Genomic DNA, 14,516 nt, shown 5'->3' with positions numbered 1-14,516 from the left:
GGGATCCTTCAGTTGGTGGGGTCGGTGGGCGGTGGGTCGTTGACCAGCGTCGTGAGGTCCTCGGCCTCGGCGGCCTCGCGGATGCGGGCGAAGGCCCTCGGGTCGGCGAGGTAGCGAGGGGAGACGCAAGGGGGTTCGGTGAGGCCGCGCTTGTGCAGGTCCTCGATGAGCGGCAGGTCCTCGAGCGAGAACTTGCCCAGGTAGAAGAGGTCGAGTGAGCCGCCGTCGCGCACGTGCTCCAGCAGTTCCAGCAGGCCGCGGAGGTAGATCGCGTCCTTCATGAAGCCGCCCGCCCGGTAGACGCGCATCACCGTCGAGAACGCGGTGCCGACGGGGACCCCCGCGTCCGCGAGCTCGGCGTGCGCCTCCGCGAAGGTGGCGCCCGTGAGCATGCTGTGGGCGGTGACGACCCGGGCGGCGAGCTGGCGCAGCCGGAACGACGTCAGCCCCCCGACCGCGATCTCTGCCAGCACGGCGAGCCCCTCCTGCGTCTCGTCGTAGCGCGCCAGCCCCGTGCCCATCGTCTTCACCGGCTGGGCGGAGCCGTTGACCTGGGTGACGAGGTGCGTGCCCACCTCGTGCTGCAGCAGCGCCTCCGCGCGGTGGCGGAACACCTTCGCGTGCTCGCTGATCAACAGCGCCGTGCCCTCGCAGAGGACGCCGGACACGTCGGACCGGATCTCCGCGCGGATGCCGACGTCGGGGTCCACCTCGCGGTAGGCCTCGATCTCCTTCTCGGCCAGCTTCAGGAAGGTCTCGGCGTCGAGCCGCGCCTGGCTCACCGCCGGCACCTCCACGCGCGAGAGCAGGTCTTGTGCCCGCTCCAGGAGGCCGGGGCTGACGCCGCCGTAGAGCTCGACGGAGAGCTGGCGGAAGTCGTCGGTGCCGCGGGTGCGCAACATGTCGAGCTGCAGCTTCATCTCGCGGTGCTTGGCGCGCAGCAGGTGGCCGAGCGTGGTGTCCTCCACCGCGCCCACATCGATCCTGTCCAGCGCGGCCTCGGCCACGTCGGGGTCGACGGAGAGGTCGCGGTACTCGAAGCGCGGCTCCTTCTCCTCCCCCGAGAGGAAGCGGTGACGGGCCTCATCGGCGTTCAGCGGGGTGATCTCGAGCAGGAACCGCACGCTCCCCGAGAGCCCGGCGAGCTGCTGGTCCACCGCGAGGTCGTCGGGCGAGAGCCGCTCGACGTCGGCCGCGGTCATGGCGTGCGCACCCTCGCCAGCGCGTCGAGGACCGGGGCGTGGGTGGCTGCGAGGGCGGCCTGCAACTGCTCGAGGCGCCGGTGGTCGGGCTCGCCGGTCCACTCGTCCATGAACGTCTTCTTGAACTCCAGCGCGAGACAGACACCGACGCCGGCGTAGCGCTCGTGGACCCACCACGACAGGGCGCGGCCCTTGAACTTCACGTTCTCGCGTACGTCGATCGGGCCATCGTCCGTGCGCTGCGCCGACAGGCTCGTGCGGAACGCCTCCACGACCCCACCGAACACCTCGCGGTCCACGGTGCCGGTGCCGAGATTGACCTCCGGATTCTCCTCCACCGGCCCGGGCTCGGCGTCGGCGCCGTTCCTGCGGTGGTTGTAGGAGTGCACGTCGTAGACGACGAAGGGGCCGCGGGCGGCCACCTCGTCGAGCCGGCGGCCCAGCTCGGCATAGAACTCGTCGTAGACGGCGAGGCTTCCCTCGACGATGTCGTCCGGCAGCGGGTTGTCGCGCCACACCTCGAGGCCCCAGCAGTCCTCCGGCCGCCGGTAGACGGCCTCGTCGCGGGGCCGGTTGAGGTCCACCTCGAAGCGGGAGCGGTTCACCACGACGCGGGCCGGGGCGGCGGCGCCGATCACGTCGGTGAAGGGGTCCTCCTCCATCAGGCGCGTCGCCTCGTCGAGGACCACCTGCTGCTGCGTGGCCGGGCGGAGGTCGTGGCCGTTGTGGATCGCGGTGGCGATCAGCTGCCCCGACCAGTCGCCGGTCAGGAAGAACGCGGGTCGCTCGATGCTCATGGGTCCATGTCTAGCAGAGCAGCAAGTCAGCCCGGGTCCATTCACGAGCACCGACGGCGGGTCATTCTTGCCCTGACAAGGGGGCAGGCCCGCCCCCGAGAGGAGACGGGCCTGCCTTGTCCGTGGTCAAAGGGCTCAGCCGGCCACCACGGGGTAGTGCCAGGCGTCCACGCCGCCGGACGCAGCCTCCCAGGAGATCACCAGGGAGCCGTCCTGCGCGAGCGCGGCCCGTGCGTCATCGTCGAGTTCGAGTCCGACGCTGCTGGTGCCCGCACCCACGTCCGCCACGACGCTGCCCTGCAGGTGGCCGCCCATGTCGTCGCCCCACGGTGCCGCGGCGGCATCGTCGGGGAGGACACAGGTGGAGAACCCGAGGTCATCGCCCTCGCAGCTCGACACCCAGACCGGCACCATGCCGAACATGCCGCTCCAGGCGTACGCCCGGATGGTGCCGGCCTCCTTGGCGCGGACGGCGATGGTGGCGCCGGCCTCGTCGAAGGTCACCTTCTGCACCTGCAGCGCGCGGCTCGCCGGCAGACCCGAGATCGTGACGCCACGCGTCGCGGACTGGTGGATCGTCTGCGGCGACTCGACGCCCTTCAGCGCGGTGTCGGGGATGATCGGGTCGGCCGGCTCCGTGGAGCGGTCCGCCGGGGCCTGGTAGCCGTCGAGGTACGCGTGACCCCACCGGTAGGGCTCCGACTGCTGGCTGCCGAACGGCGACCACGCGGTGCGCGTCTTGCCGATGAAGGTCAGCACGTCCGAGTCGTACGGCGTGACGTTGAGGCCCAGGTAGTCCGGATCGACCACGTTCGTAGCGGCGTCGCCCGTGGGGGCGGCGTCCGTGACGACCGCCGCGGGCAGGTTCGCCAACGGGATCTTCACCTCGACGGTGTAGCCACCGCCGGCGTAGGTGCCGTCCGCGTTGCGGGTGACGTCCACCGCGACCTCCTGGCCGGGCGAGTTCGGCGCCTGCTCGATCGTGTCCGCGAGCGGACCCGACGAGAAGCCCTGGTGGTTGTCGGCGTCGCGGCTCCAGCAGGGGCCGTCGACACCGTTTCCGCCCTCGTTCGTCGGGTCGTCCGTGAACGGCATGATGCCGGACTTGAACGTCGTCGACGTGTCACGCGAGCCGCCCATGGGGTCGAGCAGGACCTCCACGCTGTCCACCAGCCAGTGACCGAAGCAGCGCTCGATCGTGGCCGCGGCGCTGGCCTTGTCGTCGACGACGTACGCCACTGCGTAGAGGTCGTCGCCCGACCAGGCGAGCCGTACGGTGCTGCCCGCGCCGCAGTCGACGCCGTTCGGGTCGCACTCGCGTCCCTCCCAGCGCCGGCCGATGTCGAGCGCCGGGCCGTAGGAGTCGTCGGCCGCGCCGTCGACCGTCGGAGCGGTGGTCGCCTGCGGGATCACCGTCGACGGCACCGCGTAGAGCGACAGCGTCTCGGTGGCGGTCACACCGCCGGACGAGGTGGCGATCGTCGCTTCGACGACGCGACCGCCCAGGTCCACCAGGTCCGTGTGCGTGAGGACGAAGTCGACCACGGTCTCCTCGCCCGGCGCCAGCCCGGTGAACGACTTGCTCGCCGCGTCCAGCACGAACGGTGCGGGTGCGGTGATCGAGACCTCGCCGTCGGCGGTGTCGTTGGTGCGGTTCGTCACGATGACCGGGATGGTCACGGACTCGCCGGCGCCGATCTGCTTGTGCGCGGGGGAGCGTCGAGCGATCCAGGTGTACTGCTCGGCCCACTCCTCGTACTCCGAGAAGTTGCCCCAGCGCTCGAACCGGCCCTCGACGCCCGCGACGAGCTCGATGCGGGTGTCGTTGTACGCCGTGACCTTGCCGTTGTCGAAGTGCGCCTCGATCTTGTAGCGGTCGAGTGTGGCTCCGGCGGCCGGCGTCACGGTGAGCGTGACGGAGCTCTCCCGGCCGCTGTTGATGGGGCCGAGCTTGGCGTTGCCCGAGACGCTCCAGCCGTCGGGCACCTTCAGCGTGACGTCACCGGGCTGGATCGTCTCCTTGCCCGAGCGCGCGCGGATGGTGACGTCGAACGGCACGCCCGGCGCCTGGAAGTAGTCGTCCACCTCGATCGCGTAGGTCGATCCGAGCGGCATGCCACCGGGATCGGCGATCACGGCGCCGAAGAGGATCGCGTCGTCGCGGGCGTTGTCGGGGGAGCCGTTCGGCTGGAACGGCACCACGGACTCCGAGATGCCATAGCGAAGGCACTGCGGTGCGAAGGTGCCGGTGAGCTTGCTGCGCGCCTGCGTCGGGTGCGAGAGGAAGCCCTCGCGGCCGACCTGCGCCCAACTCATCGGCGAGCCCGCCTCCATGCCTTGGACATTGCCCTCGAACCAGGTGTACGGCGAGTCGTAACCGCTGTACGTGCCGACGACGGTGAACGGGTTGTTCGCCGCGGGCGTGAAGCCCACCTGGCACTGGTCCGGCGCGACGGTGCCGCCGGTGCCCTGCGTCGACGCCCCGGCGGTGATCACCTTCACCTGCCACGGATCGACGGCGTTCGGGCCCGAGAGTTGCTCCGGGAAGGCCTGCGGGTCGGCGGCCATCTGCGCCGCCTCCCACACGACGCGGCCGGCGTACTGGTGGTTGCCGTGGCCGGCCGGTGCGGGCCCGAAGCCCATGATGATCTCCGGCTGGGTCTGGCGGATCACGTGGACCACCTGGCGCTGGATGCGCTCGGAGCCCCACACCACCTCGGTGAGGGCCGAGCTGGTGTTGTAGAAGAAGTCGACGGCGTCGATGTTGTAGATGTCGACGGTGCCGGAGCGGTAGTGCGACGCCCGGTCCTCGTTCTCGCGACGCAGGCCCAGGTCGGGGCCGGCCTCGTCGCCGACGGAGTTGGAGCCGCCCTCGCCGCGCGTCAGCATGACGATGCCGCAGTCGACGTCGTAGCGGTCGTGCCACACGCCGCACGGGGTGACGAAGCTGGCGTCGTCGTCCGGGTGTGCCCAGATGCCGAGCACATCCAGGTCGGTGGGCGACACCTTGGTCGCCTGACTTTCCTTGCCCACTTCCAGGCTGTGTTCCTGACCCGTGGCCGGGACGGCCAGCGTCAGGCCCAGCACAAGGGCGCCGGCCGTGGCCAGCGCCCTGCGTCTGAAGCGCCTCATGAATCCTCCTAAGCGAAACTGCATCGTTCACTCGTCGTTGAACATCCGTGTCCCGGAGTAGGCACAACGTAAGCCGGTTCTGTTCGAAGCCGCAAGGGATTGTTTGCTAATGATTGAAGATGAATGCGACGCTGACTGCTGCGGCTCGCCTCGGCTGCGGGTGGCCGTGGTTCAGCGTTGCTTGAAGCGCTTGTCAAGGTGGACGTCGCTGCCCGCCCAGAACAGGAATCCGCGGAGGATCAGGGTGCCGTTCGACCCGTCGCCGTGGGCGTCGCGATCGATGTCGTTGCCCGCCATGATGGCCACCGATTCGTCGACGATCCGCACGCCCGGCGGGACGTAGATGTCGTGTCCGCCCATGATCGCGTTCAGCTCGAGGACGACGACCGCGCCCGGGCCCATGGCGTCGGTCAGGTGGATGTCGTGGCCGCCCCACCACGCGAAGTCGCGCATGCCGGGGGAGCCCGGCGCGAGCGCCACGTCGCGCCCGCCCATGATCGCGACGCTGAAGGGTCGGTCATCGTCGAACCGGGTCGGCACGTCGGCGCGCGACGGTGCGGGCGCGGGCAGGTGGTGGCGCGGCGGGGCAAGCTCATGCCGGGACAGACCCTCGGGGAGGTCACACACCAGCGCGCCGAGCTCGTCGACGTACTTCGCGGCGAGGGCTCGGTCCTGCCGCTCGTTGACCTCGTCGATGGTGAGGCGTCCGGCGGCGTGGGCGTCCTGGAGGACCTCGAGGGTGGCGTCCCGGTCGGCGTCGCCGGCGCGGAGACGTGCGGTGGGCTCGGAGTCGGCCATGCCGACAGTCTAGGCACTGGGCTGTGGCGCGGCGACTCTGGGACGATCAGGCGGTCTCGCGGACGACCAGCTCGACGGGCAGCACCCGGGACTCCTCGGCCTCGCCGGTGGTGATGAGTTCGGTGAGCATCGCGACCGCTTGGCGGCCGAGGTCTACCGCGGGGTTCCGCACGGTGGTGAGCCCCAAGGCGTCCGCTGCGGCGAAGTCGTCGAATCCGATCAGTCTCACCTCGCGGCCGGGCGTGATGCCACGCCGCTCGAGCTCCTTGAACGCGCCCACCGCCATCAGGTCGGAGGCTGCGAAGATGCCATCGATCCCGGGGTCCCGGTCGAGCAGCGTCGCCACTCCCAGCCGGCCGGACTCCTCGGTGAAGTCGCCCTCGAAGGTGCTGAAGGAGAGCCCCGCCTGCCCCATCGCCTCTCGCCAGCCGTCCAGGCGGGCCACGGCTGCGTGCATGTCCATGGGCCCGGTGATGGTGGCCGGGTTGCGGACCCCCACCTCGGCGAGCCGGTCACCGGCGATGCGGCCGCCGTGCTCGTTGTCGGTGTCGACGACGTGGGCGCGGGCCGGCTCGGAGTCGCCGTTCAGCAGTGGGGCGCCCAGGAAGACGGTTGGCAGCGGTAGCTCGAGCGCGGCGCGCGTCAGGCCGTCGGAGCGGTGGTGCGACATCACGATCACTCCCGCGACGCCGCCGGCGAGCAGGAACTGGATCGTCGCCGTGGGGCGCCCGGAGGTGGGGGCGAACGCCATGACGAGCTGCATGTCGGTGCCGCTGATCCGCTCTGATACGCCGGATGTGGCGAGGCCGAAGAACGGATCGGAGAAGATGCGTTCGTCCGGCTCGGGGACGACGATCGCGATGGTGTTCGGGCGTCCCGAGGCCAGCACCCGCGCGGCGCTGTTGGGCACGTAGCCGAGTTCGCGCACCGCCCGCTCCACGCGCTCGATGGTGCGGGTGGCCGTGCCGACGTCGCCGCGGACGACGCGGGAGACCGTGGCGCGCGAGACTCCGGCTGCGCGCGCCACGTCCTCCAGCGTCGGGCGATGCATGGGCTGGGTCACTCCTCCTCGACCGCGTTGGCGGCGATGACGTCTCGGTAGAACAGGGCCGACGCCTTGGGCGTGCGCTCCAGCGTCTCGTAGTCCACGCGAACGATACCGAATCGCTTGTCGTATCCCCACGCCCATTCGAAATTGTCCAGCAGGGACCAGACGAAGTAGCCGCGGACGTCGGCGCCCTGCGCGATTGCCTCCTCGACGGCGATGAAGTGCCCGCGAAGGTAGCCGATGCGGTCCTGGTCGTCGACGAAGCCGTCCTCGTCCGCCCGGTCGGGCATCGCGCAGCCGTTCTCGGTGACGTACATCCCGATATCGGCGGGGCCGGTGTACTCGACGTGCAGGCGCTCGAGGAGGCGGCGGAGCCCGTCGGGCTGGATCTCCCATCCCATGTCCGTCACCGGGAGGCCCCGGGGGACGAACTCCACCCATTCCGAGCCGATGTTCGGGTTGCCGACGCGGCGCCCGTTGGCCTCCGGCGACGGCGCGGGGCCGTTGTCCGGGCTGCCGGTGACGGCGGCACCGTTGTAGTAGTTGACGCCCAGCCAGTCGATCGGGGTGCTGATCGTCTCGAGGTCGCCGTCGCGGATGTGCGACTCGAGCCCGAGCCCATTAAGGTCCGCGAGCACGTCGTCCGGATAGGCGCCGCGGAAGATCGGGTCGAGGAAGAGCCGGTTCTGCAGGCCGTCGATCCGGCGGGCAGCCTCCCGGTCGGTGGGTGAGTCCGGGTCCACCGGGTCGGCGACCGTGAAGTTCAGCGTCAGGCCGACGCTGGCGTCATCGGGCAGCACCTCGCGCAGTCGGCGCGTGGCCAGGCCGTGGGCGAGGTGGAGGTGGTGGACGGCCGCGACCGCCTCGCGCGGGTCCGTGTGGCCGGGGGCGTGCTCGCCGCCGGCGTAGGAGAGCAGCGACGAGCACCACGGCTCGTTCAGCGTCGTCCAGTCCTGTACGCGGTCGCCCAGGGTCTCCGCCATCTTCTCGGCGTACTCGACGAACCGGTGGGCGGTGTCGCGGTTGGTCCAGCCGCCGGGGATCGCGGCCGGGAGGTCCCAGTGGTACAGCGTGATCCAGGGGCGGATGCCCGCGCCGAGCAGCTCGTCGACCAGGCGGGAGTAGAAGTCGAGCCCGGCGGGGTTGAACTCGCGGTCGTCGGGCCGGACACGCGCCCACGAGCTCGAGAAGCGGTAGACCTGCAGCCCGAGCTCCTTCATGAGCGCGACGTCCTGCGGCATCCGGTGGTAGTGGTCGCACGCCACGGACCCGTCGTCGCCGTTCACGATCGCGCCCGGGACCCGGCAGAACGTGTCCCAGATGGAGTCCCTCCGGCCGTCCTCGAGTGCTGCGCCCTCGATCTGGAACGCGGCGGTCGCGCTTCCCCAGAGGAAGTCCTGCGGAAATCGGTGGATGGTCATCCCTTTACAGCTCCTTGCATGATGCCGGCGACGAGTTGGCGTCCGGCGACGACGAACACGGCGATGAGCGGCAGGGTCGCGACGACCACGCCCGCCATGATGAGTGAGTAGTCCTTGAAGTACGACGCCTGGAGGAGTTGGAGCGCCACCGGCAGCGTCGGGTTGGCCGATCCGAGGATGATGAACGGCCAGAAGAAGTTGGTCCACGAACCGACGAACGTGAACAGCGCCAGCATCGCGGCGGCAGGCTTTGCCGCCGGCAGCGCCACCGACCAGAAGGTGCGGATCATCGACGCCCCGTCCACCCGGGCCGCCTCGATGAGCTCGAACGGCAGCGCGTCGCGCAGGTACTGGGTCATCCAGAACACGCCGAACGCCGTCACCATGCCGGGCACGATGACCGCCTGCAGCTTGCCCACCCAGCCGAGTTCGCTCATGAGGATGAACAGCGGCACCACGCCCAACTGGGTCGGCACGGCCATCGTCGCGATCACGAAGACCAAGAGCCCGTTGCGACCGCGGAACCGCAGCTTGGAGAAGGCGAAGCCGGCGAGCGTGGCGAAGAACACGACGGACACCGACGTGACGACGGCGACGATGGTCGAGTTGGCGAGCGCGGTCCAGAACTTGATGTCCGACCCCAGGACGCGGGAGACGTTGTCGAAGAAGTTGGGGCCCGGGACCAGGGAGGGGATCGGGTTGCGGGCGATCGTCGCGGCGTCCGAGGAGGCCAGGAGGACCGTGAAGTAGATCGGGTAGATGGAGACGAGGAGCACGGCCACGAGAACCGCGTAGGTGGTCCACGACGGGCGCTTGTTCACCCCGAAGGACTGACGCTCGCGACGGTGGATGGCGCGTGCGGCGCCCTTGCCCACCAGCTGTTGGGCCATCGGGCCAGACATTCTGGACATCAGAGGTCCCCCTTGCCGCCGGACGACGCGATTCGTCGCGTGATGAAGAAGTTGATGGCGCCGATCACGACGATGATCGCGAACAGGATCCACGAGACGGCGGCCGCGCGGCCGAAGCTCTTCTGTGCGCCCCAGCCGAGCTCGTAGATGTACATGGTGAGCGTGAGCCACTGCTTGTCGGCGCCGCCGGTGCCCATGGTGTCGAACATTCTCGGCTCGTCGAAGATCTGCAGGCCGCCGATCGTCGAGGTGATGACGACGAAGATGATCGTGGGCTTGAGCATCGGCACGGTCACCGAGAAGAACGTCCGCCAGCGACGCGCGCCGTCGACTATGGCCGCCTCGTAGACCTCGCGCGGGATGGCCTGCATCGCCGCGAGGAAGATCAGGGCGTTGTAGCCCGTCCAGCGGAAGTTCACCATCGTCGCGATGGCGACGTGGGCCCAGAACGGGTCCGCGTGCCAGCCGATCGGGTCGGCGCCGAACATCGCCAGGAGCGCGTTCGCGGCACCCGACTGGTCGGCGAAGATCTTCGAGAAGATCATCGACACCGCCACCGGGGCGACGACGTAGGGCAGCAGCACGCCCATCCGCCAGAAGGTCTTCGCCCGCAGGTTGGTGTCGAGGAAGTAGGCGATGAGGATCGCCGCGATGATCTGCGGCACCGACGACAGGATGAAGATCGAGAAGGTGTTCCGCAGCGCCCGGTAGAAGTTGGGCTGGTCGAACACCGCCACGTAGTTGGCGAACCCGATCATCTCGCCCTGGCCGCCGATGAGGTGCCAGTCGTGGAGGGACACCCAGGCCGTGTAGAGCAGGGGGAAGAGTCCGACGACGAAGAACAGCAGGAAGAAGGGGCTGATGTAGAGGTAGGGCGACAACTTCACGTCGAGGCGGCTCAGCCGCTGGCGCCAGGTCAAGCTCTGCACGTTCACTCCTAGTTGGATCGGGGGTGGCGACGGTGTACCCGTCGCCACCCCCGACGGGATCAGCTCAGGCCGAGCGCCGAGTAGGACTCGAGCGCCTTCTGCCAGGAGGAGTCGGCGTCGTCCGTGCCATCGACGTCCACGCGGGTCAGCGCGTCGGTGACGATCGTGGTGATGGCGAAGAAGTTCGGGCCCTTGAACGGGGTGACCGAGACGGCGTTGGCGCGCTCGGCGAGGATCTCGCCGACGGGCGCGTCGTTGAAGAACTCGTTGGTGGCGCCCAGCAGCTCGGGGCTCTCCAGCGCCTCGACCTGCGACGGGAACGTGCCCTTCGCCTGGAACGCCTTGATCTGCTGCTCGGGGGCGGTCAGCCAGGCGGCGAGGGCCTTGGCCTCCTCGGGGTGCTCGCCCTGGGCGGGGACGGTGAGGTAGGAGCCGCCCCAGTTGCCGCCGCCGCCCGGGAAGACGTTGGCGATGTCCCAGCCCTCGACGCCCTTGGCGTTGCCCTCGATGACGCCCAGCATCCAGCCGGGGCAGAGCATCGTCGCGAACTTGTCGGACTGGAACCCGTTGGTCCAGTCCTCGCTCCACTGGGCGAGCCCGGCGGAGAGGCCTTCGTCGACGGAGGCCTGGAGCACGCGCGAGTAGACGTCCTTGATGGCCTCGTTCTCCTCGAGCGGGATCGGGGTGCCGTCGGTGTTCTCGAACGGGGTGTCGAGCTGGTTGATCATGCCCTGGTAGGTGGCGCCGGCGGAGTCGAACCAGGCCACGCCGCGGGACTTGGCGACGAAGTCCTTGCCGACCTCGAAGTAGGTGTCCCAGTCGCCCTCGAGCAGGGAGGCCACCTCCTCGCGGTCGCTGGGCAGGCCGGCCGCCTCGAAGAGGTCGGCGCGGTAGCACACGGCCTCGGGGCCGATGTCGGTGCCGTAGCCGATCAGCTTCCCGTCGACGGTGGCAGCCTCGGTCTTCCAGTCGAGCCAGCGACCTTCCACGTCAGGGCTGGCGAGGTCGACGAACTGGTCGGGGTACTGCATGAGCTCGGGCAGCCAGTCGACCTCGATGGCCTCCACGTCGGCGAGCCCGGAGCCGGCGGCGAGCCGGGTGTTCATGTTGTCGCGGGCCTCGTTGGAGGTGGCCGCCTTCTTGTGCTCGACCTTGATGCCCGGGTTCAGGTCCATGTACTCCTCGACGAGTTCCTCGTAGCCGAACTCGTTGAAGGTGGCGACGGACAGCGTGATCTGCTCGCCGCCTGCGGCACCGGTCGCGGAACCCTCCGCGTCGGGGTCGGTGGTGTTGCTGCCGGAGCAGCCCGCGAGTAGGGCCCCGGCGCTTGCGAGGGCGGCGAGGGTTCGGAAGGTGCGACGCACGGTTAACTCCTTTGTCTGTGTGCGAGAGCGCTCTCATTCTTGTCAGCCGAAGCTGAGAGCGCTCTCATTGGGTGTGCACCACAGTACACAGATGCGGGTGACGTGGCAATAAGGGGGGCGGCTTTAGTGGCCCGGGCGCAGCAGCGGGTAGAGGATCGTCTCCCTGATCCCCACGCCGGTGAGCAACATCATCAGGCGGTCGATGCCGATACCGAGGCCGCCCATTGGCGGCACGCCGTACTCGAGCGCCTCGATGAAGTCGTTGTCGAGGCGCATCGCCTCGGGGTCGCCGGCCGCGGCCTTCAGCGACTGCTCGGTGAGCACCTCCCGCTGGATCACCGGGTCGACGAGCTCGGTGAAGCCCGTGCCACGTTCCATGCCCCCGACGATCAGGTCCCACGCGAGCACCTTGCCCGGGTCCTCCTTGTTGATCCGGGCGAGCGGTTGCGCATTCTTCGGGTAGTCGCACACGAACGTCGGCTGGATCAGCTGCGGCTCGACGAGCTCGCCGAACAGCTCCATGACCAGCTTGCCGGGCTCCCACTTGGGGTCGTACTCGACCTCACGCTGCTCCGCGAGCCGCTGCAGCTCCTCGACGGGGGTGTCGACGGTGATCTCGGTGCCGAGCTCGTCGGACAGCGCCGGGAACACCGGCAGCCACTTCCACTCGCCGTCCAGGTCGATGACGCCCTTCGGGGTCTCGATCTGGCGGGTCCCGACGGTGTCGGCCGCGGCGAGGAAGATGTCCTTGGTGAGTTGGGCGATCGTCACCTGGTCGCCCCACGCCTGGTACGCCTCCAGCATGGTGAACTCGGGGGAGTGCGACGAGTCGATGCCCTCGTTGCGGAACACCCGTCCCAGCTCGAAGATCCGGTCGGCGCCGCCCACCATGGTGCGCTTGAGGTGCAGCTCGAGCGCGATCCGCAGGGTCACGTCGATGTCGAAGGCGTTGATGTGGGTGCCGAAGGGGCGTGCCGCGGCGCCGCCGTGCATCAGCTGGAGGATCGGGGTCTCCACCTCCATGTAGCCCTGGGCGTAGAGCGTCTCGCGGACCGAGCGCGTGATGGCGGAGCGCTTGCGCACCATGTCGCGGGCCTCGTCGCGGACGATGAGGTCGACGTAGCGCCGTCGGACCCGGGCCTCCTCGGAGAGGTCCTTGTGCAGGACCGGAAGGGGCCGGAGCGCCTTCGACGCCATCTTCCACTCGCCGGCCATCACCGACAGCTCGCCTCGCTTGGAGACGATCACGCGGCCCTGGACCCACACGTGGTCGCCCAGGTCGACGTCGGACTTCCACGCGGCCAAGGCCTCCTCACCGACCTCGGCCAGCGACAGCATGACCTGGAGCCGCTCCCCGTTGCTCTCGGGGGTGAAGCCGTCCTGCAGCGTCGCGAACGCGAGCTTGCCGGTGTTGCGGATGAAGACGACGCGGCCGCCGATGGTGACGACGTCGTCGGTCTCCTCGCCGGTTTCGAGGTGCTTCCAGCCCTCGCGCACCTCGGAGAGGGTGTGACTGCGCTTCAGGTCGGCCGGGTAGGGCTCGATCCCGGCGTCGAGCATCCGGGCTCGCTTCTCCTTGCGGATGGCGGTCTGTTCAGAGTCCAGGGGCGCGGTCAGGTCTTCAGTCACGCGTCGCATCCTATCCCGTGGCGCCCGTTTCCCTCCCCTCGAGCGGGTGGGGGGCTGGCCGGGGTCTCCGGTGGGACGGATTGCACCGAGCTTGGTGCAAGGTCTCCCACCGGAGGGGCCGGACGGGGCCGGCGGCTACTTCCAGAGGGTCATCAGCGAGAAGCTCGCGATGATGAGGCCGATGCCGATGGCGAGGTTCCAGTTGCCGAGCGCCTGCATGAACGGGACGGAGCGGCCCGCCAGGTTCCACACGACCATCCAGATGACGCCGAGGAGGCCCACGGGCACGAAGACCCACGGCACCCAGTTGCGGCCGCCGGGGGCCAGCCGCGCGGTCTCGCGCTTCTGCTCGGCCGCCTCGTGCCTCGACTTGGCCAGCTTCTTCTTCTCGGCGCTCTTGCGCACTCGCGATTCCGGCACATTTCCTCCTTGTGTCGCCGGACAGCCTAGTTCAGCCGCCGCAAAGTCTCCTAGTCGCGCGTCAGGGGCGGCGCGCGACGTCGATGCCCAGCGAACCGACGAAACCGGGCATCTCGATCGAGTCCCGGCGCTGCTCGCTGTAGCCCAGGCCGTACGCCTCGACGTACTGTCGGTAGATCTGCACCGCCGGGGCGCTCGCCAGGCTCGCCTGCATCCGGTCCTGGTCGCCGATCGCCTCGATCACGTAGGGCGGCGCGTAAGGGACGCCGTGCAGCACGACGGTGTTGCCCACGCACTTGATGCCCGTGGTCGAGATCACGCGCTGGCCCTGGATCGTCATGGCCTCCGCGCCCCCGTCCCACAGCGCGTTCACCACCGCCTGGATGTCCTGCTGGTGCACCACGAGGCTGTCGTCGCTCACGCCGGGCGGCTTCACGTCGTTGGGCGCGTCCGTGAGCACTACCCGCAGTCCGGGCCCGACGACGGGGCGCACCGACGCTGCGGTGGCGGCCTCGTCGAGGTTCCGCTGCAGCTGCCCGAGGCCCAGGTCCTGCCCCGACAGCGAGGAGACCTCCTGCCGCACCTCGTCGATCTGCGTCTGCAGTTGCGAGTTGAGGAGGCCCTGCTCGGTGATCAGGTCGCGCAGCGTGACGTTGCGGTCGCTGCGCAGGTCCGTGCCCTGGGCAGTGATCGCCGACACCGCGATGAACAGGCCGGACACGACGAAGACGAGCACCGACGTCACGCGCCCCGCGGGGGTGCGGGGGCGCTGCTGTCGCTTCAGCGGCGACCGTAGGCGCGTCAACCGGTTCATCCCGCCATCGTACGTGCCCGTCGACGCGCTCCGCTCGCCCAGGGATCGGGA

The 14,516-nt window shown here is 69.4% G+C and carries 12 protein-coding genes; all 12 read right to left on the bottom strand.

Annotated features, from left to right (window positions below):
- Nucleotides 1–8: 8 nt before the first annotated feature.
- Nucleotides 9–1,202 (bottom strand): peptidase MATCAP family protein, encoded by a 1,194-nt coding sequence (locus BLR46_RS00650; RefSeq protein ID WP_093247950.1) that lies wholly within the window; start codon nt 1,200–1,202, stop codon nt 9–11.
- A complete protein-coding gene (locus tag BLR46_RS00645) occupies nt 1,199–1,999 on the bottom strand; it encodes an N-formylglutamate amidohydrolase (protein WP_093247949.1) in 801 nt (266 codons plus the stop codon). The genes BLR46_RS00650 and BLR46_RS00645 overlap by 4 nt, the downstream gene beginning before the upstream one ends.
- A 135-nt stretch (nt 2,000–2,134) precedes the next feature.
- Entirely contained in the window at nt 2,135–5,131 is a 2,997-nt protein-coding gene (locus BLR46_RS00640; RefSeq protein WP_176761601.1) for a PIG-L family deacetylase, read from the bottom strand.
- 171 nt (nt 5,132–5,302) lie between these two features.
- Entirely contained in the window at nt 5,303–5,929 is a 627-nt protein-coding gene (locus BLR46_RS00635; protein WP_093247947.1) for a DUF1707 SHOCT-like domain-containing protein, read from the bottom strand.
- 46 nt (nt 5,930–5,975) lie between these two features.
- Nucleotides 5,976–6,980: a LacI family DNA-binding transcriptional regulator gene (locus BLR46_RS00630; protein WP_093247946.1), complete on the bottom strand. Its 1,005-nt coding sequence runs from the start codon at nt 6,978–6,980 to the stop codon at nt 5,976–5,978.
- Between the two features lie 8 nt (nt 6,981–6,988).
- Nucleotides 6,989–8,398, bottom strand: a complete 1,410-nt coding sequence (locus tag BLR46_RS00625) for a GH1 family beta-glucosidase (RefSeq protein ID WP_093247944.1) — start codon at nt 8,396–8,398, stop codon at nt 6,989–6,991.
- The gene (locus BLR46_RS00620; protein ID WP_093247943.1) at nt 8,395–9,309 is read right to left on the bottom strand and encodes a carbohydrate ABC transporter permease; all 915 of its coding nucleotides are present in this window, start codon (nt 9,307–9,309) and stop codon (nt 8,395–8,397) included. Before BLR46_RS00620 ends, BLR46_RS00625 begins: the two co-directional genes overlap by 4 nt.
- On the bottom strand, nt 9,309–10,238 hold the full coding sequence (locus tag BLR46_RS00615) for a carbohydrate ABC transporter permease (RefSeq protein ID WP_245701421.1): 930 nt from the start codon (nt 10,236–10,238) through the stop codon (nt 9,309–9,311). Before BLR46_RS00615 ends, BLR46_RS00620 begins: the two co-directional genes overlap by 1 nt.
- 59 nt (nt 10,239–10,297) lie before the next feature.
- A complete protein-coding gene (locus BLR46_RS00610) occupies nt 10,298–11,602 on the bottom strand; it encodes an ABC transporter substrate-binding protein (RefSeq protein WP_093247942.1) in 1,305 nt (434 codons plus the stop codon).
- A gap of 123 nt (nt 11,603–11,725) precedes the next feature.
- Entirely contained in the window at nt 11,726–13,231 is a 1,506-nt protein-coding gene (gene lysS, locus BLR46_RS00605) for a lysine--tRNA ligase (protein ID WP_281230763.1), read from the bottom strand.
- 135 nt (nt 13,232–13,366) lie between these two features.
- Nucleotides 13,367–13,651 (bottom strand): cell division protein CrgA, encoded by a 285-nt coding sequence (locus BLR46_RS00600; protein WP_093247940.1) that lies wholly within the window; start codon nt 13,649–13,651, stop codon nt 13,367–13,369.
- A gap of 61 nt (nt 13,652–13,712) precedes the next feature.
- A complete protein-coding gene (locus tag BLR46_RS00595; RefSeq protein WP_176761599.1) occupies nt 13,713–14,465 on the bottom strand; it encodes a DUF881 domain-containing protein in 753 nt (250 codons plus the stop codon).
- Between the last annotated feature and the right edge of the window lie 51 nt (nt 14,466–14,516).

The sequence above is a fragment of the Tessaracoccus oleiagri genome, from assembly GCF_900103275.1.
Taxonomy (GTDB): Bacteria; Actinomycetota; Actinomycetes; order Propionibacteriales; family Propionibacteriaceae; genus Arachnia; species Arachnia oleiagri.
Note: the sequence above shows the minus strand (reverse complement) of the source record. Positions and strands in the feature narration are given on the sequence as shown.